Genomic DNA, 26,527 nt, shown 5'->3' with positions numbered 1-26,527 from the left:
CGGCTTCGTCGTTTGCTACTGGCAACTAGTTGACGGGGCGGGCGACTAGTTGACAGTGATGGGGGTGCCGTTGGTCAGCTCGAGGAGCTCGGCGTATGTGGTGGGGAAGACCGAGTGCGGGATCCCGGCGGCCGCCCAGACGACGTCGTACTGCTCGAGGGCGGTGTCGACGTACGTCGCCACCTGGTGCGGGTGTCCGACCGGGGCGACGCCGCCGATCGACTGACCGGTGTGCTCCTTGACGAAATCCGGGGTGGCGCGGCGCAGCTTGGTGATGCCGAGCTCGGCGGCGACCTTCGCGGTGTCGACCCGGTGCGCGCCCGAGGTCAGGATCAGCACCGGGGCGCCGTCACCGTCGAAGACCAGGCTGTTCGCGATCGCGCCGACCTCGCAGCCGAGTTCCGCCGCCGCGGCCGCCGCGGTCGGAACCGCCTCGTCCAGGATCACGATCTCACCGGTGGCCCCGGCCGCCTGGAGCGCGTCGGCCACCCGTTGCACATTGGGATGATTGCTCACCTTCGGCAGCTTAGGCGGCCTGTCACCCGGATTCTCAGGCGGCTTTGAGTTCGGCCGCGCCGAAGGACACGTTGAAGCGGTCGCACCAGATCGCGACGCTGCGGAAGTCGTCGAGCTTCACGGTGCTCGGGATGGCGTAGTTCTGGTTGCCGTGGTTGCCCTTCAGGCTGCCCAGATTGCGGTACCTCCCGTCGTCGAACACGTGCCAGCCCGGGCGGCCGGGCACCACCGCGGCGTCGCTGAGCCAGACCTTGAGGTCGGGGCCGTCGGAGGTGTCCAGGTTCTCCAGGCGGAGTACGCGGGAGCCGTCGGCGAGTCTGAGGACGGCGACGGTGCCTTCGGTGGCGTGTTCATGCGTGATCAGCTTCCCGGTCAGCAGAACCTCGGGGGGCGCGGTCGAAACCTCGGGGCCGGTCGAAGGCTTCTCCGAAACTGTCGGTGGCGTCGTCGACGATGACTGTGTGGAGATCGGAACGGCACCGGGCAGCGCTTCGTCGACGACCTTGTCGGTGAAGAGCCGCCACGGCTGGAAGAGCGGCAACGCGACCGCGGTGACCACGACGGCCACTGCCGCCGCGGCGATCAGTGCTGCCCGCCACCGGGTTGTCAGCCTCGGCATCGTCGCCCCTTCCGTTCTCCTGCGTCGTACGGCGCTTGTCTCCTTCTCAGTCTGGACGGTGGATCGGGCGCGTGGGGGCGCGCCGGCCTTACGGCCCGTTGACGTTTGTCGGCGGGCGACGATACGCTGTTCGTGTTCGAACAGATGTTCGATTACCTCCGACCCGGCGTCGTCGGGAGGCCGGCCAGGGGTGATCCGGGCAGCTGGACGGCTCCGGTGCGGAGTTGCGGCCGCATCGGAAACCGGTGGTCCCGGCGGATCGGGCACCGAGGTGGACCTCGACCCCCACCTCGTGCCCGCCCGCCGGGCCCCGGGACCAGCCGTCGGTCAGGAGCCAGTCCTTGATCAAGGGCTAGTCCTTGATCAAGGGCTTGTCCTCGATCAAGGAAAGTCGTTCGTACACAGGAGGCGATGGAGCATGTGGGAGTTCGACGAGGCCGTCGAGGTGCGTTCGGATGTCGTGGACGGCGTCGAGACCCCAGAGCAGTTCCTCTGGCGCGGCCGACTCTGGCGCGTCTGCTCCGTCCAGGCCCAATGGACCGAGACCGCCGCCTGGTGGGAACGCGGCATCATCGGCGCCGGCCTCGGCGCCACGTACGACGGCCGCCCCGGCCCGGCGCGAACCCGCGCCGGTGCCCACCTGAACGGCGTGGCAGCGCCGGCGAGCCCCCGCTCTCGCACCGACTGCGTTGCCGCGCACTCTCCCGGCGGGAGCACCACCGCCCTCGCTCCCGCCGGGAGCGCCATCGCCGACGACACCGCGGGGATCTCGGAGAGTCCGGCGGCGGTCGGCGTACTGGATGCGGACTGGGGACCGCGGCGTGCGGTCCACCGAGTAGAGGCGGGGTGCGGTCGGCACGGTCGGCGTGAGCTGTTCGATCTCGCGCACGACCCCGACTCCGGCCGCTGGCAACTGGAAAGGGTGACGGACCGATGACCGTTTCACCGGTATCCCCGGCAGCCGCCGGCGCGGCCAGCCGCGAACTGTCCCGCGCACGAGCCGCACTGGCCGAAGCGGTGGAGACGAGCGATCACCTGATCCGCTACTCGAGCGCCCACGTCGCGGCCCTCCGAGTCGCGGCCGCGGTCCTCGCCGTCCGGGCCCGCCCGGTCCGCTCCGGCACCCGCCGCCGGGTCCAGCGCAATGCCTGGGTCCTGCTGGCGGAGGTAGCGCCCGAGTTCGGCGAATGGGCCACCTTCTTCGCCGCCGGCGCCGCCCAGCGCGCCGCCGCCGAAGCAGGCCTGGAACGCGCCGTCAGCACCCGTGAGGCCGACGACCTCGTCCGTGCCGTGGAAACCTTCTACGACCTGGTCGAGACCAGTCTCCGCCTCTCCAACACCCCAGCCCTCACGGCCACCACCGACCCCCAATCCGTCCTGACCCAACCCTGGATGCAAGCCAGCTGACCACCCACCTGCTGACGGCCGTGCGCCTTCAGTAGGTGGGCCACGGCAGCCGACTCGGGAGATATGACGTTTGAGCCAGCTACGCAGAGGGGTCGGGAAGGACCTGTGTGGTCGCGTCCACGCCGTCACCGGGGTGGAGTGCTATCTCGCCGACGCCCACTACCCACGACCGCACCAGTCGCTGGACGGCGACTCGTGGCACGACGGCTTGTGTAGCAAGTGCACGGGCGCCGGCAGCTGGCGCGACTTCATCTGCGACAGATGTAACGGCGCCGGCTTCGAGCCCATCGAACTGATCGACCCCGAGACGTACCAACCCGGCTAGCCACACCTCCAGGCCGCCCCGCAGGTAAAAGCCCCATGGGGCTTTAGGGTCGGGGGCGTGAGTGAACTTCCTGTTCTTGACGCTGAGGACCAGCGTGTCCTCGGCAGCCTGATGGAGAAGCAGACGACGGTGCCGGCGTCGTACCCGCTGACCGCCAACGCACTGCGGACGGCCTGCAACCAGACGAGCAACCGGGAACCGGTCGTCGACTACGACCAGGGGACGGTGGAGCGGATCGCACGGTCCCTCAAGGATCGCGGGCTGGTGCGGATCGTGTGGGTCGACACAGGCCGGCGGACGCTGAAATACCACCAGACCCTCGACGAGCGGCTCGAGCTCGAGGCCGACGAGCGCGCGCTCCTCACGGTGTTGCTCCTCCGGGGTGAGCAGGCGCCCGGTGAACTGCGTACCCGCACCGAGCGACTGCACGGGTTCGCCGACCGGGCCGAGGTCGAGGCATGCCTGCGCCGGATGGCGGGGCGTCCCGAGCCATTGGTCCGTGAGCTCGAACGGCGCCCCGGCCAGCAAGACCACCGTTGGATCCATCTGCTGGGGCCGTTGCCGGAGCTGGCCGCGCCGATCGCCGCCGAGGCGGTCGACAGGGACGCGGTGCTCGCCGACGGGGCGGATGCGCGCGACGCTCGGGTGCGGTCGTCGTACGACGCTGTCGCCACCAGTTACGCCGACGAGCTTCTGGACGAGCTGAACAAGCTGCCGTTCGAAACCTGGCTGCTGGACCGGGTGATCGCCCACGCCGCCGGACTCCCGGTGGTCGAGGTCGGCTCGGGCCCGGGACACGTCACCGCGTACCTCGCCGATCATGACGCCGACGCCACCGGGATCGACTTGTCGCCCGCGATGGTGGATGAGGCCCGGCGGCGCTTCCCTGACCGGAACTTCCAGGTCGGCGACCTGCGGCGGCTTGGCCGCCCGCCGACAAGCCCCGGTTGGGCGGCTGTCCTGGCGTGGTACTCGCTGATCCACCTGGCTCCCTCTGAGCTTCCCGACGCTGTCGCGGCCCTGGTGCGCCCGCTCGATCCCGGCGGCTGGCTCGTCCTCGGCCTGCACGCCGGAGCCGAGGTCCGCCACGTCGAGGAGTTCTTCGGCCACGAGGTCGACCTCGACTTCGTGCTGCACGACCCCGCGTACGTGGTCGGGGTGGTCGAGGCGGCCGGCCTCGTCGACGTCGAGTGGTATCTCCGCGGTCCCATCACCGCCAGGCAGGAGACGACCCAGCGCCTGTACGTCGTCGGTCGCACCGCCTCCTGATCGCGGTCAACTACTCGATCCGCCACCGTCGGGCGGCAGCGAAACTAGGTGGACATCGCTTTCCAGGCTGGCATAGCGTTTCGACTGGCAGCCGTATGTCGGAAGGACCAGAGGGAGAGATGCCTGCATCTCGTCGAGATAGCGGACGGGGTTGATCTAGCGTCAGCCAGCGCGATCGATGGTTGAGGGTTTGCGAGATCGCGCAGCCGGGACGGACCGCACGGTCGCCCGGCCGATCCAGCTCGACGGTGTCGGACGCTCATGCGCTCTGCGCTGACGCTGCCCGGTCCGATCTCACCACCGACTCTCGAAAGCGGTGCTCAACCGTGACGCACGCATCCCTTGATGTCCCCTCGGATCAGCCGCCGGTGATCGCGGCGACCGATCTCACCAAGACCTACACCTTCCACAAGCAGCAGGCCGGTCTCGGCGGCGCGATCAAAAGCCTCGTCCGGCGTACGTACGAGACCAGGCTCGCCGTCGACAGCATCACGTTCAGCATCAACCGTGGTGAGGTCGTCGGGCTGCTCGGCCCGAACGGCGCCGGCAAGACCACCACGCTGAAGATGCTGTCCGGCCTGCTGTACGTCACGTCCGGGGAACTGGAGGTCCTCGGTTTCACCCCGTCGGGCCGCAAACACGACTATCTGCGGCGGATCGCGCTCGTGATGGGGCAGAAGACCATGCTCTGGTGGGACGTCCCCGCGATGGAGAGTCTCCTGCTGCACAAGGAAATGTACGGTCTCAGCACGCAGGAGTTCGACCGCAACGTCGCCGAGCTCGCCGAACTGCTCGACGTCCAGGACCTGCTGAACGTCCAGGTGCGCAAGGTCTCTCTCGGTGAGCGGATGAAGCTCGAGCTGATGGCGGCCCTCGTGCACGGTCCGGAGATCCTGTTCCTCGACGAGCCGACGATCGGCCTCGACGTGGTCGCGAAGGCGCGGGTGCGGACGTTCCTCGCCGAGGTCAACCAGCGCCGCGGCACCACGATCCTCGTCACCAGCCACGACATGGACGACATCGAGGCGCTCTGCTCCCGAGTCATGATCATCGACCACGGACGCCTGCAGTACGACGGGGGCCTCGACGAGCTCGTGCACACCGCTCGCCCGCGCAAACTCGTCCAGGCGACGTACGCGACGAACGTCGACAGCAGCCACCTCGACGGTGTCGAGGGTGTGACGGCGGTCGACAGCTCCGGCCAGAGGATCAAGCTGGAAGTGGACCGCGAGCGGGCCGGCGAGGTGCTCGAGCAGCTGACGCGGATCGGTCCGCTGGTCGACCTCGACGTCGCGGACGCCGACATCGAGGAGATCATGCGCGACCTCTTCCTGCGCCGCAGCATGCCGGGGGACGCGTCGTGAACACCGTCGTGCGCAACCTCCGGGTGCTGCGCCGGATGACCGCAGCCGAGATCGCCCAGCAGTCCATCTACCGCGGCGCGTGGATCATCTTCATGGCGGCCAATATCTGCGTGCCGATCATCTCGCTGCTGATCTGGCGCACCGCGATCGCGAACGGGGCGCAACTCCCGATCGACGAGCAGTACGTCACCACGTACTTCGTGCTGCTCAGCTTCGTCACGATGGCCACGTCGTCGTGGCTGACCGGCTTCCTGGCGAACGACATCCGGCTCGGCAAACTCTCCAGCTGGATGGTGCGTCCGGCGTCGTTGCTGCTGGGCTTCGTGGCGAACAATCTGTCGGAGAAGTTCCTCAAGCTGTTCGCGCTGGTGCCGATGATCGGCGTGCTGTGGTGGATCTTCCGCGATTCGATGACCATCCCGGCGGGCCCGGGCCGCTGGGCGGTGTTCGCGGTCAGCCTCGTGCTCGGCGCGATCCTGGTGTTCACGATCGACATCCTGATCGCGTCGATCGCGTTCTGGATGGACGACGTGTCCGCGCTGGCGCAGGCCCGGCTGATCATCGCGAGCGTGTTGTCCGGTGCGGTCGTGCCGCTCGCGCTGATGCCGGACTGGTCGCGCGGGTTCATCGACAACCAGCCGTTCAGGTTCACGGTGTCGTTCCCGGTCGAGATCGTCGCCGGCAACCTGTCCGGCCACGACCTACTCGTGGGCCTGGGTCTGCAGACGGCGTACGTGCTCGTGTTCGGAGCACTCGCGCGGCTCGTCTGGGCGGCCGGGATCCGCGCGTACTCGGCGGTGGGCGCATGAGCGAGCGAACAAACGACACAGCTGAGCTCCGTACGTACGCCGAGGACCGGCAACCGCTCGACCGCAACTGGCTGCACAAGCAGGTGCGCCACCTGCGGCTGTGGCGGCGGTTCCTCGCGCAGGCGGTGGTCCGCGAGACGCACTACCGCGCGCACTTCGTCACCACGTTGCTCGTCGGCCTCGTCCAGCTCGGGCTCGGCATCGTGCCGATCCTGCTGTTGTTCGGCTTCACCCAGGAGGTGCACGGCTGGTCACGGGCCGAGGTGATCACGCTCGTCGGGGCGTACCAGATCGTCACCGGCCTGATCGCGGCGTTCATCGCGCCGAACCTGGACCGGATGACGGTCTACATCACCGAGGGCGAGCTCGATGGCGTGCTGCTGCGGCCGGTGTCGAGCCAGTTCTACCTGACGTTGCGGTGGATCAACGTCGCGGAGCTCAGCAACGTCATGAGCGGGATCGTCGTCCTGGTGCTCGGGCTCGTGCAGTCGGGTGCCGCCCCGACGGTGCCGCAGATCCTGCAGGCGCTCGTGCTTGCGGCCTGCGGGGTGGTGCTGCTCGCGACCGTGTGGAGTGCGATGTCGTTCCTCGCGTTCTGGCTGCAGTCGGTGAACCCGATCGGGGCCATCTACCTCAACCTGGTCGAAGCGGGCCGGTATCCGCTGGTGTTCTTCCCGGTGGCGGTGCGGACGTTCCTGACGTTCGCGTTCCCTGTGGCGTTCGCGACGACGTTCCCGGTCCAGGCGCTGGCTGGCGACGTCGGCTGGATGCCGGTCGCCGGCGGGATCGCGCTGTCGGTGGTCGCGGTGTCGCTCGTCCGGATGCTCTGGCGCCGGGGCCAACGTTCGTATGCGAGCGCGAGCTCCTGACGCGGGCAGGCTGGTGTCGCGGTCGGCCGGGGCGAGCGGCGGCCGCGACGCCCGCCCCCGGGCGCGGTAGCCCTCGGCGGGGTCAGCGCTTGGGTCAGCTCTTGGCGTACGTCTCGGCGGCCAGCGACTCGAACTCCAGGCCGACCGCGGGCTCGTCCCCGACCACCCAGGCGTCGTGGCCTGGTTCGATCACATAGGCGATGCCTGGGACCATGCGTGCCTTGGTGCCGTCGTCGTGGACGATCTCCATCTCGCCGGAGACGAGGGTTCCCACGTGCCGGACCTGGCAGGACTCGCCGCCGACGACGGGACGGATGCACTCCGACCAACGCCAGCCGGGCTGGAAGGTGATCCGGGCGACGCTGGCGCCCGGCAGCTTGACCACATCGACCCTCGTCTTGTCCGGTGAACGTTGCTCGTCCGGCTCGTCGAACGACTTGCTGTAGACAGTCATGATGCCCCTCCTTGGTGGGTGGTTCTTCCCCTTCCTTCGCACGATGCGCCCTCCGTTCGTGCATTGACAGACTCCACGACTTAACGCCCGCTTACGGCCGCCTCAGCCGGGTCGGACCACGCGGTGGCTGGGGCGGCATGGCTGGAGCGGCGTGGGTGGGGCGGCGTGGGTGGGGTGGGGTGGTGGGGAAGTAGGGTGTGGCGCGGTGGGGGTTGATGGTTTGAGGAGGGTCATGACGATGGTCGATCGGCGGCGGCGTTCGGTGCGGACGGCGCTGGTGGCCGAGGCTCTGCGGGTCGCGTTGGCGGGGCGGGCGCAGGGCGATCCGGGGTTGGACATCGTCGACCTGGGTGGTGGTACCGGCGGGTTCGCGGTGCCGCTGGCCGTCGAGGGGCATCGGGTGACCGTCGTGGATCCGAGTCCCGACGCACTGGCCTCGCTCGAGCGGCGGGCGAGTGACGAAGGTGTGAGCGCACTGATCCGCGGTGTGCAGGGTGACGCGGCCGAGCTCCCCGGCCTCGCGGGCGAGTCGAGTGCGGACGCCGTACTGTGCCATGGCGTGCTCGAGGTCGTCGACGACCCGGTGCAGGCGTTGCAGGCGATGGCGTCGGTACTGCGGGAAGGCGGCGTACTCAGCCTTCTCGTTGCCCAGCGCAACGCTGTGGTCCTGGCGCGTGCGCTCGCGGGTCACCTGGCTGAGGCGCGGGTCGCGTTGCAGGATCCGGACGGGCGCTGGGGTGCGACGGATCCGATGCCGCGGCGCTACGACGAGGCGAGTATCACCGCGCAGTTGGCCGACGCCGGCTTCACGGTTCACACCGTGCATGGCGTCCGTACGTTCGCAGACCTTGTTCCGTCCGCGTTCGTCGACGCCGAACCAGGCGCCGCCGAGTCCCTGGCCGAGCTCGAGCGGGCCGCCAGCCAGCACCCCGCGTTCCGGGCCCTGGCCACTCAGCTCCACATCCTCGCCACCCGCTGATCGCTCAGCCGGTTCGCTCTGGGTGTGCCATGGGTCACACGGCCTCGGGGCGACAGAGGGTGATGAGGTCGTGACCAAGGCAGGGCTGTTCGGAGAGTGCAGGTCATGATGGCCGAGATGGCATAGACCGGTCAGGGGAGCGGATCGCCGTGGGTCACGCGTTACCGCCGGTCGGACGGGGCGCGACACGCCGGGTTTGGCGGGTTTGAGCAGAGTGTGATGGGGGCAGTTGCCGGACCGTGACGCGCTGGACAGCCGGTCAGGGTTTCGTGTGAGGCACGGTCGGCCTAGACTGGAGTCGGCCTATCGAGATCGCGCTCACCATGGAGGGATCGACGGTGCCCCTCTCGGAAGAAGAGCAGCGCCAGTTCGAGCAGCTCGAACGCGCCCTTGCTGCGGAAGACCCGAAGTTCGTCTCCGCCATGCGAGGGACAAATGTGCGCTTGTATTACAAGCGCCGGGCAGTGCTTGCCGGCGTTGGATTCGTGCTGGGCATAGTTGTCCTGATGGCCGGCGCGATCATCCCCAACACCATCATCGGAGTCATCGGCTTCGTGATGATGGTCGCCTGTCTGTACATCGCTGCGCTGAGCATGAAGCGCATCAGTAACGCGGGGGACGCCGACGACATTCCGCCGCCTCCGCCGCCGACCAAGAGGCACCGGACCAAGCACGACTCGTCCGGCAGCTTCATGGAGCGGATGGAGGATCGCTGGCGGCGACGCCGCGACGAAGACCTCTGACGGTAGGACGCAGCGCCTGAGCGCGCAGCCGGCCGACAAACCACACCCGTGCCCTTGGGGGCGCGGGTGTGGTTGTTTGTTCGGGCTTTGTTCTTGGGGTGTTCAGGTGCCGCTGCCGCTGCCGTCGTTGGTGGGTGCGGGTTGGGTGCGGCGGCTGGGGGTGCAGTGCCGCGGGCATGAGTCGGCCGCGCAGCTCGGGAGCTGCGCGGCCTCGGCATCAGGCGGCCTCGGTATCAGTTGGCGTGGCGGCGGCGCAGGGCCAGGGAGCGGAGGCGGGCCAGTAGGAGGTCGAACTCGTCGAGGAGGTCGGAGGCCTCTGTGCTGCCTCGGTTGAGGTACCAGCGCCACGACGGTGGCAGCAGCCGTGCCCGCCAGCGACGGCGTCGCGGTGCCTGTGACCAGAGGGCCTGGCGTACGGCGGCTGCCTCGGCCCGCAGGTCCAGGGCCAGGTCCACGTCACCGGCGTACCGCAGCGCCTCGATGCCGCGAGCGAGGCGCAGTGCCTGCGGATGGGCCTCGGCGGGCAGTTTGGTGACGAGCCAGTCGCCGGCCTGGCGTGGCGTGGCGATCTCGGACCAGTCCAGTCCCAGGTCGCGGGACGTGTCGCGGACCTCCGCCCACAGGCCTTCGGCGCCCAGTCGGCCAGGCGGTTTGGCGAACCGGCGACGCCGGGTCAGGCTGCGGATCAGCCACGGGATGCAGAGCAGCACGATCACACCGGCGACGATGGCGATGGTCCGGCCGCCGCCGTTGGTGAACCAGTTGCCGCCGTCAACGATCGTCACACCGCTGTCGCTCGGCAGGTCGGGGTCGGCGTTCGGCTTCTCGATGCCCGGGTCCTCGCTCGCCCCTGGCGCGGTCGGCGCCGTGCTCGGTGCCGTCGTCGGGCTGGTCTCCGGGGCCGCGGCGACGGTCCAGTCCGGCGTGAGCGCCACCCGGGCGGCCGGCGTCGGCTCGAACCGGATCCAGCCGATGCCCTGGAAGTACAGCTCCGGCCAGGCGTGCATGTCGTGCATCCGCACGGTGTACTCGCCGTCCTTGCCGGCCTGACCGGGCAGGAATCCGATGCCGACCCGGGACGGGATGCCGACGATACGGGCCATCAGCGCCATCCCGGTGGCGAACTGCTCGCAGTACCCGGTCTTGTTCACCAGCAGGAACTCGCGCAAGGCGCGCATTCCGCTGCCGCGCTGGTTCGCGGTGCTGTAGGTGAAGCCACCGCCGCTACGGAACCAGTTCTGCAGCAGCACGGCCGCCTCGAACTGGTTGCCATTGGCATCTTTCGTGAGCGTCCGGGCCAGTTCCTTGATGGAGTCCGGGGTCCTGGGGACCCGGCTGGTGTACTGGTCCGGCTCACCCGAGCCGGTGGCGTCGTGCAGTTGCTGCGGCGTCGGCTGCAGGTCGTAGGAGGTCAGATCGTAGTTCTTGCCGGCGACCACCTGCCCGTTCGACGAGACCACGTCCAGCGCGCCGGCGTCGTACCGCCAGTCCCGCTTGAGCGAGATCGAACGCACCGGGTAGGGGACCGGGGCGAACTGGGAGCGGAAGCTCCGGCTGACGTCGATCTCCAGCTTGGACTGCGGGACCTTGCTCAGGTCGCCGTTGTACCCGGGCGGCGGGGTCAGGTCGCCGCTGATCTTGCGGCCGGCCTGCCGCGGCGCGATCCGCCAGGTGTCGCCGTCGAAGAAGTCGAGCGCGGTGAGCCGCAGGTAGGTACCGCCCGAAGGGCCGCCTTTGTAGGTGAGCGCGACCACGTTGTCGCCCCGGTTCAGGTTCTTGCCCATGTCCAGCATCGGGTCCGTCGACGAGATCGACGCGCCGATCCCGGTACCGGGTCCGCTGCCGGCCAGACCGTTGCCGATGACACCTTCCGGCAGCGTCGGCAGCAGCGCGGGCAGCAGCGCGGCCAGCGCCACGACGGTCAGACCGATCCGGCGGCCCGCCTGGCCGAGCGCGGACGCCTCTACTGGTTCGGCGGCATCCAGGTGGGACACACCCGAGATACGACGGCCCCAGCGACTGAGCCGACTGCGACCCTCGGCCGACAGCAGCACGATGTATCCGAGCGCCGGCGGGACGAACAGCAACGCCGGCAGGCCGCCGTGCACGGTCGCGGCAGGCACCGTGTACATGATCAGCAGCAGCAACCCGGACCACGCGGCCTGATGAAGCTGTACGGCGATGACGTGGATCAGCAACCCGGTCGCGGCGATCACCGAGGCGGCGAACAGCGTCAGGTGCGAGTCCGGCGGCAGCGGCGCGCTGAAGCGATTGATCGAGTCCATCGCGTTGACCATCTGCTGGTTGAACTCCAGCGCGGTCCCCTTCACCGGGATCAGCCCGAACTTCAGCGTCTCGCGCAGGAAGAAGAGCGAGATCAGTTCCACCAGCACCAGCAGCTGGACGAACGGTACGACGATCCGCGGAGCCCGCAGGTTCTGCAGCAGGATCCCGATCCCGGTGACCGCACCGCACAAGAACGCGCTGATGAACAGGAACGGCCCGGAGAACACCGGGGTGAGCACGAGCGCCCCCAGTATGGTCGCGCCCCAAGCAGCGAGGGAGATCCTTGCGTGACCGGTCATGCGATCCTCCCGCTTCGGAGTCCTAGGGCGGACCACACGGTGGGTAGGTGGTCACCGCGCCGGACCCTGGCGACTCGCCAGCCGTTGCGGCGCAGTTCGTTCTCGGTGGCGTCCGCGGCGGCGGTCAGCCGGGCCGCCTTCTCGGTCGTCTCGGCGCCGACCGCCCAGCTGGCCGCGTCGAGCACCACCGCGACGCCGATCGCCTGACTGGTCCGCCAGCGGTTCAGTGCGGTGATGTCGTCCGAGCTCAAGGCGCCGACGATCGCGATCACCAGGCTCGGCTCCTGCGTGTGCCGGTCGACGGTCAGCAGCGGGCTGATCTCGGCGTACTTGTGCTCCTCGACGGTCGCGCACTCGGTCAGCAACTGCTGTGGGGTGAGCGGTTGATGGACGGCGGCCGACGTACGGTGGTTGATCGCCGTCAGCGTGGTCGGCCCGCCCAGCAGGGTGGTCGCGTAGCCGCGGCGGATCCGATCCGTGCCGATCGAGGCGGCCGCACTGACGGCCCACTCGAGGCTGGACGAAGGTCCGTGGCCGTGGTGCGAGGTGGTCCGCGCGTCCAGGAACATCGAGCACCTGCTCTGCCAGGGCTGCTCCTCCCGCCGCACCATCAGCTCGCCGCGTCGTGCGGTCGACCGCCAGTGCACCCGGCGCAGGTCGTCGCCGTCGCGGTACTCGCGGACCGTCGCGTCCTCCTCGCCGGCCGATGCGATCGCCCGCGGCCGGTTCTCACCCGAGCCGGCCCGGTCCGCACCCAGCCGGATCTCGGGCAGCCGGCAGACCCGCGGCGTCACCAGCAGTTGCTGGCTGCGGGTGAACGTGCGGCTGGTCTCCACCAGGCCGAACGGGTCGGCCACGGTGAGCATCAACGGCCCGACCTGAAACAGTCCGCGTACGTCGCTCTTGACCGGGTAGCTGACCGTACGACGCCAGTTCGGGCTGACCCGGTCGACGACGAACCGGGGCCGGTGCCCCAGTACATAAGGAATACGGTCCTCGAGCAGCAGCAGACCGGCGGGCATCCGGCCCTGGTTGCTCAGGGCAAGCTCCACCGTCGCCTGCGCGCCGACCGGCACCTGAGCCGGTGTCAGGTTGCGCCGTACCTGGAGCCGCAGCCGGGTCCGTCCGACGACGAGCGCAGCAACGACCGGCAGGGCGACCAGGAGGATGCCGACGCGCAGCAGGTCCTTCTGCCCGAGCAGGAGCGCGCACAGCGACGCAGTGATACCTGCCGCGACGAAGGCACGTCCTCTCGTGGTCAGCCCCCGCAGTGCCTGCCGCATGACTCAGTCCCGACGTGTGCGGGGAAGCGGCACGGTGGCCACCAGCCCGGAGATGATGTCGGCTGCACCGCGCCCACCGAGATGCGCCTCAGCCGCAGGGAGTACACGGTGCGCCAGCACCGGTACGGCGAGCTCCTGGAGGTCGTCCGGCAGGACGAACTCCCGAGCGTCCAGAGCCGCGGCCGCACGGGCGGCGCGGATCAGATGCAGGGTCGACCGCGGGCTCGCGCCCAGCCGGAGCTCCTGCGCCCGGCGGGTCGCTCCGACGAGCGCGACGGCGTACTCCTTGACCGAATCCGACACGTGCACGGACTGCACTGTCTTCACCAGCCGGAGGATCTGCTGACCGTCGGTGACCGGCTGCAGGGTGAGCAGTGGGTCGTCGGCGGCGTGACCGTCGAGCATCCGCAGCTCGGCGGCCGGCTCCGGGTAGCCCATCGAGACGCGGGCCATGAACCGGTCGCGCTGCGCCTCGGGAAGGGGATAGGTGCCTTCCATCTCGATCGGGTTCTGGGTCGCGATGACCATGAACGGCGCCTCGAGCTGGTACGTCGTGGTGTCGACGGTGACCTGGCGTTCCTCCATCGACTCCAGCAGCGCGGCCTGGGTCTTCGGCGAGGCGCGGTTGATCTCGTCGCCGACCACGATGTTCGCGAACACCGCGCCCGGCTTGAACTCGAAGTCGCGGATCTCCTGGTTGAAGACCGAGACGCCGGTGATGTCCGACGGCAGCAGGTCCGGCGTGAACTGGATCCGGCGCACGGTGCAGTCGATCGACTTGGCCAGTGCCTTGGCCAGCATTGTCTTACCGACGCCGGGCACGTCCTCGATCAGCAGGTGTCCCTCGGCCAGCAGGACCGTGATGGCGACCTCGACCACGTCGGGTTTGCCTTCGATCACCTGCTCCATCGCCCGGCGGACCCGGCCCGCCACCTCGGACAGCTCGTCGAAGTCCCCGGCTCCTGCCAGCGCCGAGCTGGTCGCGGTGGTGCTCACCCTGTGTCCTCCCCATTCGTTGACGGCCGACACATTCTCACCCGCTGTAGGGGCCCGGCCTAGAGCAGCGGAAGTTTCGTTACCTGGCGTTTCGGTGTTCATCGGCACAGGCCCTCACCGGCGTGGGTCGGAAAGTCGTCCCCCCAAGCGTACGGGTGAGAAAAACATTGTGCCGGGCGTACGACGGCCCGGACGCCCGGAAGGTTCGGCCTCGACCTGGCCGAATCCGGGTGGAGCGAAGTGCAAGGAAGGTCGGGGAACGAAGTGGACGAAAGGCCGGGGGAGCGAAGTGGAGGAAAGGCCGGTGGAGCGAAGTGGAGGAAAGGCCGGGGAGTGAAGTGGAGGACGGCCGGGTGGAGGGGAGTGGAGCGAAAGCCGGGTGCTGAGCGCTGATTCAGGCCGGCTGAGCGACGGGCGACACGCGGCGGGCCGGGCGGGAATCGGGCGGCGCGTGGGGGAAATGGGGCGGAAGTTGGTTGACGGTGGTGGAAAGTGGAGTAAGGTGGAGCGCAGTGGAACCCAAGTGGTGGAAACAGCTCGCCTGAGACGGAGAGTCCGCAACGGGGAGGTGGAGCGTGTTCCTCGGAACTCACTTCCCCAAGCTCGACGACAAGGGACGGCTGTTCCTACCGGCGAAGTTCCGGGACGAACTGGCTGAGGGCCTGGTGATCACGCGTGGACAGGAGCGGTCGCTGTCCGTGTGGCCCGAGCGCGAGTTCGTCCAGCTGACCGAGCAGTTGAAGCAGGCGCCGATCACCAACAAAGGTGCGCGGGACTACCTACGGATGTTGTTCGCCGGAGCCTCCAACGAGGTGCCGGACAAGCAGGGCCGGGTCACCATCCCGCCGATGCTGCGCGATTACGCGGGACTGGATCGCGACTGTGTCGTCATCGGGGCGATGAACAGGGTGGAGATCTGGAACACGGAGAACTGGAACAGGTACTCCGCGGAGCAGGAGCAGGCATTCGCCGACCTGTCCGAGGAGGTACTGCCCGGCATCTTCTGAGTTGAACAGTGGGAGCAGTAACGGCACCGCGAGCGCACCGGCCGTCCGGTGAGATCACGGGTCCGACTTCCGACCTCAGGTGTTGACGCCACTTCCCCGGCGCCAAGGCAGCGAGGTACTTCCCCGGAAGGCGTACCCGTGATCTGACCGGACGGTGATGTCTCCAGAGGGCTTCACCACTCAGCTCCACCCGACTCCATCCGCAGCCGGCCATCCGGCTCGACCCCGCCCCAGAGCAGCACAGGCAGGACGCAGTACGGCGAACAGCCGGACCGGATCCGCGACATCCGGACGGCGCCTCACCGCACAGGCGGGCTCACACCGAGCAGGCCGGAAAGGCAGGACGCACCACACAGAGAACCTGCGGGGGCAGGGTCGCTCCCGCGGCGACGGGAAGGGTCGAGGATGAACGCTGCGGAGCGGCATGTGCCGGTGATGCTGGAGCGCGTGGTCGCGCTGCTGGCTCCCGCACTCGCGCACCCCGGCGCAGTTCTCGTCGACGCGACCCTCGGTCTCGGTGGTCATTCCGAGGCGTTCCTGCGTGAGTTCCCCGAGGCCCGGCTGATCGGCCTCGACCGTGACCCCGAAGCGCTGCGACTGGCCGGTGACCGGCTGGCGCCGTACCAGGAGCGCACCACTTTCGTGCACGCCGTGTACGACGAACTGCCGCAGGTGCTGGCGGACCTCGACGTTCCCGAGATCGACGGGATCCTGTTCGACCTGGGCGTCTCCTCGATGCAGCTGGACGAGGCCGAGCGCGGTTTCGCCTACGCGCAGGACGCGCCGCTCGACATGCGGATGGACAGCACCGGCCCGACCACGGCCGCGGACATCGTGAATACCTACAGCGCGGCCGACCTGGCCCGGATCCTGTTCCAGTACGGCGAGGAGAAGTTCGCCCGGCGGATCGCGGACCGGATCGTGCGTGAGCGCGAGACCGAGCCGTTCACCACCAGTGCGCGGCTGTCCGAGCTGGTTCGGAACGCGATCCCGCAGGCCGCCCGCCGGACCGGGGGACACCCGGCCAAGCGGACGTTCCAGGCGCTGCGGATCGAGGTGAACGGCGAGCTCGAGGTGCTGCGCCGGGCGCTGCCGGCCGCGATCGAGGCGCTGGCGCTGCACGGCCGGATCGTGGTGATGAGCTACCAGTCGCTGGAGGACCGGATCACCAAGCAGACGTTGGCGGCCGGCACCAAGTCCGACGTACCGGACGACCTGCCGGTGATTCCGGCCGGGCACGAGCCGTACCTCAAGCTACTGACCCGCGGTGCCGAGCGGCCGACCGAGGAGGAGGTCGCGGCGAACCCGCGGGCCGCCTCCGCTCGCGTGCGGGCGGCCGAGCGGGTCCGGACGAAGGGATTGGTGGCCTGATGAGCACTGTGTTCAGTCCGTCCAAGGCCCGGGTCACACCGGCGCCGGCGAAGCGGTCGGAGCCGAAGCTGCGGGTCGTCTACGGCGCGCCGTTCCGGCCGCCGCGGATGCCGTTCGTCATCTTCGTGGTGTCGCTGCTGGCGGCCGGCCTGGTCGGCTTGCTGCTGCTCAACACGGAGCTGCAGGGCGGCACGTTCCAGGTCACCGCGCTGAACAAGCAGGCCGATGGGCTGCGGGATCAGCAGGAGCAACTGGAGAAGCAGGTCCGCACGCTCGAGTCGCCGCAGAACCTGGCCGACCGGGCACTGCGGATGGGCATGGTGCCGAACCCGAACCCGGTCTTCCTGCGGATGTCCGACGGCAAGGTGCTGGGCGTGCCGGAGGAGGGCAAGGCCGGCACGGGTACGGCGATGTTCGGCCCGGGCACGCCGACCGGTGTCGCGGCCAAGCCGCCGGTGGTCACGGTCAAGCCGAAGCCGCCGGCGACCACGGTGAAGCCACCGGCCAGCACCGTGAAGCCGCCGGCGGCCACGGTGAAGCCACCCACGACCGGCACCAAGCCGCCGACAGGCACCACCGCACGCACTGGTACGGCGACGGGCAACAAGCCGCCCGCCACCACGACCACGGGCACCACGACCACCGGGGGATGATCGGATGACGGACCGACGGGGCAGCGAGCCGCCACGCAAGCGTGGTGAATCGGGCCGGAGTAATCCGGCCCGCAAGGCTCAGCCTCGTCGTTCGTCCGCTACAGACAGCAGCCGCACCACCCCACAGCGTCCCGAGTCCACCCGAGAGCGTCTCTTGCGCAAGGCTCAGGAGGAGGCAGCCGGCGCTTCGCGCCGGCCGGAAGTAGGTGGCGAGGGCCGCACCCAGCCCGGCTCCGGCCGAGGGCGCCCAGCTGCGTCGCGCAAGCAGGCGGCCGGCGAAGGGTCCGGGCGACGTAAGCAGGCGGCTGAGGGGTCCAAGCGTGCGGCGGCGCCGCGTAAGCAGGCCAGCGGTGGCAAGCGGCCTGCACCGCGAAAGGCTGCGGCCAGCCGGGGAGCGACTGCGCGGGCTGAGAGCGCAGGTGCGGTTCGGCCGCGGAAGGCGGCGGCCGGTCAGCGTCCGGCACCTCGCCGTACGAGCGCGGACGGCACAGCGCGGAAGGGTCCGGCCAAGAAGGCGCCCAGTAAGAAGGCGCCCAGTAAGAAGAGCCCGGCCAAGAAGCGGCCGCAGAACAGGCGACCTCCTCGGCCCAAGAAGAGGAAGCCGCCGCGCACCCTCAAGCTCGGACGGCCGACGTTGCGGCTGCGGGTGACGTTCGGGGTGATGGCGTTCGTGCTGTCGCTGTTCGCCGGCCGGCTGGTGCTGCTGCAGGGCGTGGACCCGGACAGTTACGCCCTCGCGGCCACCAAGGAGAACACCAAGCCGTTCGACCTGCACGCGTCGCGTGGCGCGATCGTGGACCGCAACGGCGTACCGCTGAGCGTGTCCGAGGACGCGGTCGCGATCACCGCAGACCCGACCCAGACCAAGCCGGTCGCCCAGCAGCTCGCGACGATCCTGGCGCCGAAGCTGACCAGTACGACGTCCGCGAAACTGCTCGCCGCGATGACCGGCAAGGGCCGGTTCGCCTACCTCGCCCGCCAGGTCAGCCCACAGACCTGGAACGACATCGAGGCCGAGCTGAAGGCGAAGAACTCGCAGATCGCCCAGCAGAACCAGGGCGTACCGAAGGATCAGCAGGCGCCACTGCTGGCCGGGATCTACACCGAGGACGACCCGATCCGCAGCCACCCGAACGGCACCATCGCGGCCAACGTGGTCGGCGTGGTCGGTGCCGACGGCAAGGGGCTGTCCGGGCTCGAGTACGGCATGAACGACACGCTGTCCGGCCAGGACGGCAAGGCGATGTACGAGGTCGACACCAAGGGCAACAAGATCCCGAACGCGAACCACACGGTCGAGGAGCCCAAGCCCGGCCTGACCGCGCAGCTGACCCTGGACGCGGACCTGCAGTGGTTCGCGGAGAAGCGGATCGAGCAGGCGGTGAAGCAGTACAAGGCCAGCTCCGGCACGGTGATCACGATGGACGTGAAGTCCGGCGAGATCATGGCGATGGCGAACTACCCGACCTTCGACCCGAACAAGAAGTTCAAGTCCAGCGACCTGAACAACCCCGCGCTGGAGCGCACCTACGAGCCGGGCAGTGTGCAGAAGGTGGTCACGATGGCTGCGCTCGCCGACGCCGGGCTGATCGACCTGAACACGAAGATCCGAGTGCCGGGCAGCATCGAGGTCCAGCGCCGGACGATCAAGGACCACTGGTCGCACGGCACGCTCAACCTCACCATCGCCGGGGTGATCGCCAAGTCGTCGAACGTCGGGACGATCATCGCCGCGCAGCAGATGCGGATCCCGCAGTTCGTGAAGTACCTGCACGACTTCGGCTTCGGTGAGCCCACCGGACTGAACTTCCCGGGCGAGAGCAAGGGCCTGATGCAGCCCGGTGACGAGTGGCCCGAGCTGACCCGGTCGAACGTCGCGTTCGGTCAGGGGCTGTCGGTGAACGCCGTACAGATGACCGCCGCGGTGAACGCGGTCGCCAACGGCGGCGTCTACATGCCGCCGAAGCTGGTCCGCAACTACGTCGACGCCAACGGCACGGTCACCCCGAACCAGGCCGCGGCTCCGCGCCGGGTGGTGAGCGAGAAGGCCGCCAAGGAGGTCGCCACGATGATGGAGGCGGTGACCGCGAAGAACGGCACCGCGCCGCAGGCGGCGATCGACGGCTACCTGGTGGCCGGCAAGACCGGAACCGCGCAGCAGGTCGACCCGAAGACCGGCCGCTACGGCAAGTGGGCGACTTCTTTTGCCGGATTCGCCCCGGCCGACAACCCACGGTTCGTGACGTACGTCGTACTGCACGACCCGACGGGTGCTCGGGGTGGTGGTTTCCAGGGAGGACCGGTGTTCCGAGACGTGATGAGCTACGCGCTGCAGAAGTATGTCGTCCCGCCGACGGGAGCGAAGCAGCCCGACGTACCGATCACCTGGTGACGAAGGGTCAGGTAGGAGTCACGGTGCCCGGAGCGGTAGCCTCAGGGCCCGTGTCCACCCCTACCGCCGCAGGCGGAGCCGTCGCAGCGATCAGGCCGCGGCATGTCGTGCCGGTCAGCCTCGTCGAGGTCGCCAGGACTGCTCATGCGCGGATCCCCACCAGCAGCACCGTGGAGATCACCGGTGTCTCGCTCGACTCGCGGTCAGTCCTTCCAGGTGATCTGTACGCCGCTCTGCCCGGAGCCGTCACGCACGGCGCCGCGTTCGTCGCCACCGCGGAGCAGGCCGGGGCTGCCGCCGTACTGACCGATCCCACCGGTGAGGAGCGGGCCAGGGAGACCGGTCTGCCCGTGCTGGTGGTCGACCGGCCGCGGGACGTGCTCGGTGCGGTCGCGGCCCGGATCTACGGTGAGCCGACCAAGGGACTACATCTACTCGGCGTGACCGGTACCAACGGCAAGACCACGACCAGTTTCCTGCTGGACGCAGTACTGCGCCGGCTCGGACCGGCCGCCCTGATCGGGACGATCCAGACCCGGATCGGCGACGAGGTGGTGAAGAGCGTCCGGACCACTCCGGAGGCCACCGACCTGCACGCGCTGTTCGCGGTGATGCGGGAGCAGGCGGTCGGGTGGTGCTCGATGGAGGTGTCGAGCCATGCGCTGGCGCAGGGGCGGGTGGACGGCGCCCGGTTCGCGGTCGCCGGGTTCACCAACCTGACCCAGGATCACCTGGACTTCCACAACACGTTCGAGGAGTACTTCGCGGCGAAGGCCTCGCTGTTCACCCCGGAGCGGTGTGATGTGGCGGTGGTGATGATCGACGACGATTACGGCCGCCGGCTGGCCGCGCAGACCGTCGTACCACTGGTGACTGTGTCCACAACGGGTGAGGCCGACTGGACAGTGGCTAACCGGCACCAGTCGGAGCACGGCACCACTGTCTTCGACATCCAGGGGCCGGGCGAGACGCTGACCGTCGAGATCGGGTTGCCTGGTGACTTCAACGTCGCCAACGCGCTGCTCGCGACCGTGATGCTGCGGCAGGTCGGCGTACCGGCCGAGGAGATCGCGGCCGGGCTGCGGACGGCCGCCGTACCGGGCCGGATGGAGACGTTCACCCGTGAGGACGGCCTGGCGGTGATCGTCGACTACGCGCACACGCCGGACGCCGTCGAGCTCGCGCTGCAGGCCGCGCGCGGTGCGACGAAGGGCCGCTTGTACGCCGTCGTGGGCTGTGGCGGCGACCGTGACGCGGGCAAGCGCCCGGCGATGGGAGCCGCGGCCGCGCGGACGGCGGACGTCGTGATCATCACCGACGACAACCCGCGCAGCGAGGACCCGGCGGCGATCCGGGCCGCTGCGCTCGAAGGTGCCCGGACAGCGGTGCCGAGTGCCGACCTGCACGAGATCGGCGACCGGCGGCAGGCGATCGCCGGCGCGATCGAGCTGGCCGGCCCTGGGGACACCGTCGTCGTACTGGGGAAGGGCCATGAGACAGGTCAGGACGTCGGCGGTGTGATCCACCCGTTCGACGATCGCGAAACCGTGCGTGAGTTGCTGGAGGCAGAGCGGTGATCCCTGTCAGTTGCGGCGAGATCGCTGACGCCGTCAACGGCGAGCTGGTGGGCGTCGACCCATCGGCTGTCGTGGACGGCGCGGTGGTGATCGACTCGCGAGCCGCCCTACCGGGTGGGCTGTTCGTCGCCCTGCCCGGCGAGCGCGTCGACGGGCACGACTACGTCGGCGTCGCGAGCCAACAGGGCGTGACGGCGTCGCTCACCACCAGGCCGATCGAGGGCAGCCCCTGCATCGTCGTCGCCGACCCGCAGGCCGCGCTCGGTGCGCTGGCCCGGCTCGTCGTCGGCCGGTTGCCGGACCTGACCGTGATCGCCCTGACCGGCTCGTCAGGCAAGACCAGTACGAAAGACCTGATCGCGCAGCTGATCCGCCCGTACGGCGAGACGGTGTCGCCGGAGGGTTCGTTCAACAACGAGATCGGCCACCCGCTCACCGCGCTGCATGCGACGCCGACGACCAAGTTCCTGATCGCGGAGATGGGCGCGCGGCACCTCGGCGACATCACCTACCTGTGCGGCATCACGCCGCCCACTGTCGGAATGGTGCTGAACGTCGGCACCTCGCACATCGGTGAGTTCGGCAGCCAGGACAACATCGCGGTGGCCAAGGGTGAGCTGATCGAGGCCATCGGCCCGGGCGGGACCGCCGTACTCAACGCCGACGACCATCGCGTCGCCGGGATGCGGAGCCGGACGCAGGAGAAGGTCGTCACCTTCGGTGAAGCACCAGAAGCCGACGTCCGCGCGGAAGGCGTCAAACTCGACGGCGAAGGACGACCCGCGTTCGCGCTGCACCTCGGCGACTTCAGCGGGGACGTCCAGCTGCAGTTCGTCGGTGAGCACTACGTGTCGAACGCGCTCGCCGCGGCCACCGTGGCGTACGCCGTCGGCGTGACCCCGGAGCAGATCGCCGCCGGACTGAACGCGGCCACCAGGGTGTCGGCGGCGCGGATGGAGGTCACCGAGCGCGCGGACGGCGTGACGGTGATCAACGACGCGTTCAACGCCAACCCGGACTCGGTCCGCGCCGCACTGAAGGCGCTGGTCGCGATCGGCCGGGCCCGCGGTGCGCGCACCTGGGCGGTGCTCGGCGAGATGCTCGAGCTCGGCGACACCTCCGCCGACGAGCACGATGCGATCGGCCGGCTCGTGGTCCGGCTGGACGTGAACCGGCTGGTCGTGGTCGGTGCGGGCGCGAAGCCGATCCATCTCGGCGCGTCGCTGGAAGGCTCCTGGGGGAACGAGTCGGCCTACGTCGACACGATCCCGGAAGCACTGGAACTGCTCCGATCCGAGTTGCGGACCGGTGACGTCGTACTGGTGAAGTCCTCGAAGGCGGCGAAACTGCGCAGCCTGGCCGACACACTGCTGGAGGACGCGCAGTGATCTCGATCCTGTTCGCCGGTGCCGTCGCGATGGTGCTGACCCTGATCGGCACCCGGTGGGCGATCACCCTGCTGGCCAAGCGCGGGTACGGCCAGGAGATCCGTGACGACGGCCCGACCTCGCATCACACCAAGCGCGGTACGCCGACGATGGGCGGCACCGTGTTCATCATCGCGACCATCATCGGCTACTTCGCGGCGAAGCTGCTCACGATGTCCCCTCCGAGCGCCTCGGCGCTCCTGGTGCTGTTCCTGTTCGCCGGGATGGGCGGGGTCGGCTTCCTGGACGACTTCATCAAGATCTTCCGGCAACGCAGCCTCGGCCTGCGCAGCAAGGCGAAACTCGCCGGCCAGACGATGGTCGCGGTGGTGTTCGCCGTGCTCGCGCTGCAGTTCCCCGACGAGCGGGGACAAAAGCCCGCGTCGCCGTTCATCTCGTTCATCCGCGACATCGGCTGGCTGGAGCTGCCGGTGATCCTCGTGGTGATCTGGATCCTGCTGCTGATCGCCGGGATGTCGAACGGCGTCAATCTCGCCGACGGCCTGGACGGTCTGGCCACGGGGGCCTCGATGATGGTGTTCGGCGCGTACACGCTGATCTGCATCTGGCAGTTCAACCAGAGCTGCGCGACCGCGCAGGGCGTCGGCGCGAAATGCTACGAGGTGCGTGATCCGCTCGACCTCGCTGTGGTGGCGGCTGCGTTGACCGGCGCGCTGTTCGGCTTCCTGTGGTGGAACGCGTCGCCGGCCAAGATCTTCATGGGTGACACCGGCTCGCTGTCGCTGGGCGGTGCGCTGGCCGGTATGGCGGTGATGACCCGGACCGAGTTGCTGGTGCTGCTGCTCGGCGGTCTGTTCGTCATCATCACCGCCTCGGTGATCCTGCAGGTCAGCTACTTCAAGGTCACCAAGCGCACCACCGGGATCGGCAGACGGATCTTTCGGATGGCGCCGCTGCAGCACCACTTCGAGATGCTCGGCTGGGAACAGGTCAACGTGGTGATCCGGTTCTGGATCATCCAGGGCCTGTGCGTGGTGATCGGTCTCGGGATCTTCTATGCGGAATGGGTAGCCGGATGAGCTGTGTTGAATGGCCGCGCCTCCGGCACGGCGGGTCACGGGGCCCTGGCTCCCGGCCTTCCCTCGTCGCTCCAGTCGCTTCGCTCCCTGCGCTCCTCAGTCCAGGCCGGGAGGCCCCGTGACACTGCGAACACGCATTGATGACGGTTGGGCGACGACGCGCTTTGTCGTGCTCGGGTTCGGTACGGCGGGCTACGCGTGCGCGGACTCGTTGCTCCAGGCCGGCGCCGAGCACGTCGTCGTACTGGACGACCGGGACAACGAGGTGCTGCGGGAGAAGGCGCAGATCCTCGAGACCCTCGGCGCCGCCATCACCCTCGGTCCGGGCAGTACGGCGGAACTCCCCAAGGACGTCGACATCGTCGTGACGTCACCCGGCGTACCTCCGCATGCACCGTTCCTGGCCCAGGCGGCCGAGCGTGAAGTACCGATCTGGAGTGAGATCGAGCTGGCCTGGCGTCTGCGCGATCCGGCCAACGCGGCGCCGTGGTTGTGCATCACCGGCACCAACGGCAAGACCACGACAGTGCAGATGCTGACCGCGATCCTCACCGCGGCCGGTCACCGGGCCGTTGCTGCCGGCAACGTCGGGCTGCCGTTGCTGGAAGCCGTGATGGACCCCGAGCCGTACGACGTGATCGCGGTCGAGCTGTCGAGTTACCAACTGCACTTCACCCAGTCGATGTCCGCGCACTCGGCCGCCGTACTGAACATCGCGCCGGACCACGTCGACTGGCACGGCTCGCTGGACGCGTACGCGCAGGCCAAGGGCCGGATCTACGAGAACTGTCAGGTCGCCTGCGTCTACAACGTCGCCGACCCGGCCACCGAGCAGCTGGTGGTGGACGCCGATGTGATCGAGGGCTGCCGGGCGATCGGCTTCACCCTCGGTACGCCGGACATCTCGATGCTCGGCCTGGTCGACGAACTGATCGTCGATCGCGCGTTCGTCGAGCAGCGTGCGTCGTCGGCGCTCGAGCTCGCGACCCTGGACGACATCACTCCGGCCGCGCCGCACAACGTGGCAAACGCGTTGGCCGCTGCCGCGCTGGCCCGGGCGTTCGGCGTACCGGCGACTGCGGTGCGGGACGGGCTGCGTGGATTCCGGCCGGACAAGCACCGGATCGCCCACGTCGCGGAAGTTGCCGGGGTCAACTATGTCGACGACTCGAAGGCAACGAACCCGCATGCGGCGCAGGCGTCGTTGCTCGCCTACGAGCACGTGGTGTGGATCGCCGGCGGGCAGGCCAAGGGTGCGATGTTCGACGAACTGGTGGTCGCGGCGCGCGATCGGCTGCGGGCCGTCGTACTGCTCGGCCAGGACAAGCTCGTCATCGCGGAAGCTCTTGCCCGACACGCACCGGATGTCCCGACGATCACTGTCGAGGCAACGGACACTGGAGCCATGGAGATCGTGGTGGGGGAGGCGGCGCAGCTTGCACAGGCAGGAGACACCGTGCTGCTCGCCCCCGGCTGCGCCTCCTGGGACATGTTCGCCAACTACGGAGCCCGTGGGGACGCCTTCGCCCAAGCCGTGCGTCGGCTGGGCGACAACTGATCCGGAGGTGATCGCGTGACGTCGATCGCTGATCAGCCGGATCAGAAGCAGGACCGGAACACTTCGGAGCGGCCGTGGGTGGCCGCCATTCGCGAGGTGCTCGACCGGCCGCTGACGTCGTACCACATCCTGCTCGGTGCAACCGGCCTGCTGCTGGTGCTCGGGCTGCTGATGGTGCTGTCGGCATCGAGTGTGCTGTCGCTGCGCGCGAACGGGAACAGCTACACGATCTTCGTCCGCCAGCTGATCTGGGTCGGCGTCGGCCTGCCGATGGCCTACGTGGCGTCCCGGATGACACCGCGGCACTTCCGCATGCTCGCGTACGTCGCCCTGCTCGGCTCGGTGTTCCTGCTCGTGCTGACCTACATCCCCGGTCTGGGTGTCGGCGTGAACGGCAACACCAACTGGCTGAACCTCGGCGGTCCGCTGCAGATCCAGCCGAGTGAGTTCGCCAAGCTGGCGCTGGTGATGTGGTGCGCGGATCTGTACGCGCGCAAGGAGAAGCTGCTCACCCAGTGGAAACACCTGCTGGTGCCGATGGTGCCGGTCTGCGGTCTGGTGATCGCACTGGTCGTCGGCCAGCGCGACCTCGGTACGGCGCTGGTCCTGATGGCGGTGATGATCGGGCTGATCTGGATCGTCGGCGCGCCGACCCGGCTGTTCGTCGCGACCATCGTGGTGGTCGGCACGATCGCGTCGTACTTCGTCATCACCGCGAAGCACCGGATGGACCGGATCTCGTCGTTCTGGGACCCGTTCAACGACCCGTCCGGGATCGGCTGGCAGGCGTACCACTCGTTCTACGCCCTGTCGACCGGCGGCTGGTGGGGCGTCGGGATCGGCAACAGCCGGCAGAAGTGGGGCAACCTGCCGGAGGCGCACACCGACTTCATCTTCTCCGTGATCGGCGAGGAACTCGGCCTGGTCGGGTCCCTCACCGTTCTCGCCCTGTTCCTCACCCTGGCCTACGCCGGGGTGCGGATCGCGACCCGGAACACCGAGCCGTTCGTCCGCTACGCGGCGGCCGGGATCACCATCTGGATCATGGCGCAGACCCTGGTCAACCTGGGTGCCGTGATCGGACTGCTACCCATCGTGGGGATTCCGCTCCCGCTTTTGTCGTACGGTGGTTCCGCACTGCTGCCGACGCTGATCGCGATCGGCATGCTGCTGTCCTTCGCGAAGGCCGAGCCCGGCGCGCAGGCCGCTTTGAAGGAGACCAGGCGGCCACGTTTCGGGTGGCTGCCGTCGCGGCGTACGCCCTAACGAGAACACGCGGGAGCG

The 26,527-nt window shown here is 68.9% G+C and carries 23 protein-coding genes; 17 read left to right on the top strand and 6 right to left on the bottom strand.

What is annotated here, in order from left to right:
- Positions 1-45: 45 nt before the first annotated feature.
- Entirely contained in the window at positions 46-516 is a 471-nt protein-coding gene (locus EV652_RS00285) for a YbaK/EbsC family protein (protein WP_132206910.1), read from the bottom strand.
- Positions 517-550: 34 nt separating this feature from the next.
- Entirely contained in the window at positions 551-1,135 is a 585-nt protein-coding gene (locus EV652_RS00280) for a DM13 domain-containing protein (RefSeq protein WP_132206909.1), read from the bottom strand.
- 418 nt (positions 1,136-1,553) lie between these two features.
- On the opposite strand from EV652_RS00280, the gene EV652_RS00275 reads away from it, so the two are divergent.
- From EV652_RS00275 to EV652_RS00250, 6 genes are all read left to right on the top strand, one after another.
- Positions 1,554-2,072: a DUF6504 family protein gene (locus EV652_RS00275; protein WP_132206908.1), complete on the top strand. Its 519-nt coding sequence runs from the start codon at positions 1,554-1,556 to the stop codon at positions 2,070-2,072.
- The gene (locus EV652_RS00270) at positions 2,069-2,542 is read left to right on the top strand and encodes an SAV_6107 family HEPN domain-containing protein (RefSeq protein ID WP_132206907.1); all 474 of its coding nucleotides are present in this window, start codon (positions 2,069-2,071) and stop codon (positions 2,540-2,542) included. Before EV652_RS00275 ends, EV652_RS00270 begins: the two co-directional genes overlap by 4 nt.
- Before the next feature lie 382 nt (positions 2,543-2,924).
- Positions 2,925-4,136, top strand: a complete 1,212-nt coding sequence (locus EV652_RS00265) for a DUF480 domain-containing protein (protein ID WP_132206906.1) — start codon at positions 2,925-2,927, stop codon at positions 4,134-4,136.
- Between the two features lie 326 nt (positions 4,137-4,462).
- A complete protein-coding gene (locus EV652_RS00260) occupies positions 4,463-5,500 on the top strand; it encodes an ABC transporter ATP-binding protein (RefSeq protein WP_132206905.1) in 1,038 nt (345 codons plus the stop codon).
- Positions 5,497-6,309: an ABC transporter permease gene (locus tag EV652_RS00255; protein WP_132206904.1), complete on the top strand. Its 813-nt coding sequence runs from the start codon at positions 5,497-5,499 to the stop codon at positions 6,307-6,309. The genes EV652_RS00260 and EV652_RS00255 overlap by 4 nt, the downstream gene beginning before the upstream one ends.
- Complete coding sequence (locus EV652_RS00250) at positions 6,306-7,178, top strand: ABC transporter permease (protein WP_132206903.1); 873 nt, start codon at positions 6,306-6,308, stop codon at positions 7,176-7,178. The genes EV652_RS00255 and EV652_RS00250 overlap by 4 nt, the downstream gene beginning before the upstream one ends.
- 94 nt (positions 7,179-7,272) lie before the next feature.
- Here EV652_RS00250 and EV652_RS00245 read toward each other — a convergent pair whose 3' ends face one another.
- A complete protein-coding gene (locus tag EV652_RS00245) occupies positions 7,273-7,632 on the bottom strand; it encodes a cupin domain-containing protein (RefSeq protein WP_132206902.1) in 360 nt (119 codons plus the stop codon).
- Positions 7,633-7,864: 232 nt separating this feature from the next.
- Here EV652_RS00245 and EV652_RS00240 point away from each other — a divergent pair, with 232 nt between their 5' ends.
- The gene (locus EV652_RS00240) at positions 7,865-8,611 is read left to right on the top strand and encodes a methyltransferase domain-containing protein (protein ID WP_132206901.1); all 747 of its coding nucleotides are present in this window, start codon (positions 7,865-7,867) and stop codon (positions 8,609-8,611) included.
- A 338-nt stretch (positions 8,612-8,949) separates the two neighbouring features.
- Complete coding sequence (locus EV652_RS00235; RefSeq protein ID WP_242001463.1) at positions 8,950-9,354, top strand: SCO2097 family morphological protein; 405 nt, start codon at positions 8,950-8,952, stop codon at positions 9,352-9,354.
- 233 nt (positions 9,355-9,587) lie between these two features.
- On the opposite strand, the gene EV652_RS00230 is transcribed toward EV652_RS00235, so the two are convergent.
- The 3 genes from EV652_RS00230 to EV652_RS00220 are packed head-to-tail and all read right to left on the bottom strand — an operon-like array spanning position 9,588 to position 14,164.
- Positions 9,588-11,939, bottom strand: coding sequence for a transglutaminaseTgpA domain-containing protein (locus tag EV652_RS00230; protein WP_132206900.1), 2,352 nt, complete (start codon positions 11,937-11,939; stop codon positions 9,588-9,590).
- The gene (locus EV652_RS00225) at positions 11,936-13,222 is read right to left on the bottom strand and encodes a DUF58 domain-containing protein (RefSeq protein WP_132206899.1); all 1,287 of its coding nucleotides are present in this window, start codon (positions 13,220-13,222) and stop codon (positions 11,936-11,938) included. Before EV652_RS00225 ends, EV652_RS00230 begins: the two co-directional genes overlap by 4 nt.
- 3 nt (positions 13,223-13,225) lie before the next feature.
- The gene (locus tag EV652_RS00220) at positions 13,226-14,164 is read right to left on the bottom strand and encodes an AAA family ATPase (RefSeq protein WP_439649035.1); all 939 of its coding nucleotides are present in this window, start codon (positions 14,162-14,164) and stop codon (positions 13,226-13,228) included.
- A gap of 629 nt (positions 14,165-14,793) precedes the next feature.
- Between EV652_RS00220 and mraZ the strand changes: the two genes are divergently transcribed.
- The 9 genes from mraZ to ftsW all read left to right on the top strand — a co-directional run bounded on the left by mraZ (position 14,794) and on the right by ftsW (position 26,509).
- Complete coding sequence (gene mraZ, locus EV652_RS00215; RefSeq protein WP_132206898.1) at positions 14,794-15,225, top strand: division/cell wall cluster transcriptional repressor MraZ; 432 nt, start codon at positions 14,794-14,796, stop codon at positions 15,223-15,225.
- Between the two features lie 405 nt (positions 15,226-15,630).
- On the top strand, positions 15,631-16,596 hold the full coding sequence (gene rsmH / locus EV652_RS00210) for a 16S rRNA (cytosine(1402)-N(4))-methyltransferase RsmH (RefSeq protein ID WP_132206897.1): 966 nt from the start codon (positions 15,631-15,633) through the stop codon (positions 16,594-16,596).
- Positions 16,596-17,249 (top strand): cell division protein FtsL, encoded by a 654-nt coding sequence (ftsL, locus tag EV652_RS00205; RefSeq protein ID WP_132206896.1) that lies wholly within the window; start codon positions 16,596-16,598, stop codon positions 17,247-17,249. The genes rsmH and ftsL overlap by 1 nt, the downstream gene beginning before the upstream one ends.
- Before the next feature lie 154 nt (positions 17,250-17,403).
- Complete coding sequence (locus EV652_RS00200; protein ID WP_242001462.1) at positions 17,404-19,641, top strand: peptidoglycan D,D-transpeptidase FtsI family protein; 2,238 nt, start codon at positions 17,404-17,406, stop codon at positions 19,639-19,641.
- Positions 19,642-19,691: 50 nt separating this feature from the next.
- On the top strand, positions 19,692-21,218 hold the full coding sequence (locus tag EV652_RS00195; protein ID WP_132206894.1) for a UDP-N-acetylmuramoyl-L-alanyl-D-glutamate--2,6-diaminopimelate ligase: 1,527 nt from the start codon (positions 19,692-19,694) through the stop codon (positions 21,216-21,218).
- Positions 21,215-22,606 carry a UDP-N-acetylmuramoyl-tripeptide--D-alanyl-D-alanine ligase gene (locus EV652_RS00190; RefSeq protein WP_132206893.1) on the top strand — a complete coding sequence of 464 codons (1,392 nt, stop codon included), beginning with the start codon at positions 21,215-21,217 and terminating at the stop codon, positions 22,604-22,606. Before EV652_RS00195 ends, EV652_RS00190 begins: the two co-directional genes overlap by 4 nt.
- On the top strand, positions 22,603-23,685 hold the full coding sequence (gene mraY, locus EV652_RS00185) for a phospho-N-acetylmuramoyl-pentapeptide-transferase (protein WP_132206892.1): 1,083 nt from the start codon (positions 22,603-22,605) through the stop codon (positions 23,683-23,685). The genes EV652_RS00190 and mraY overlap by 4 nt, the downstream gene beginning before the upstream one ends.
- A 118-nt stretch (positions 23,686-23,803) precedes the next feature.
- Positions 23,804-25,243: a UDP-N-acetylmuramoyl-L-alanine--D-glutamate ligase gene (gene murD, locus EV652_RS00180; RefSeq protein WP_132206891.1), complete on the top strand. Its 1,440-nt coding sequence runs from the start codon at positions 23,804-23,806 to the stop codon at positions 25,241-25,243.
- A gap of 15 nt (positions 25,244-25,258) precedes the next feature.
- Complete coding sequence (ftsW, locus tag EV652_RS00175) at positions 25,259-26,509, top strand: putative lipid II flippase FtsW (RefSeq protein WP_132206890.1); 1,251 nt, start codon at positions 25,259-25,261, stop codon at positions 26,507-26,509.
- Positions 26,510-26,527 lie beyond the last annotated feature (18 nt).

Source organism: Kribbella steppae (assembly GCF_004342025.1).
GTDB classification, from domain to species: domain Bacteria; phylum Actinomycetota; class Actinomycetes; order Propionibacteriales; family Kribbellaceae; genus Kribbella; species Kribbella steppae.
The sequence above is the reverse complement of the archived record's forward strand: the minus strand, read 5'-3'. Positions and strand labels throughout refer to the sequence as shown.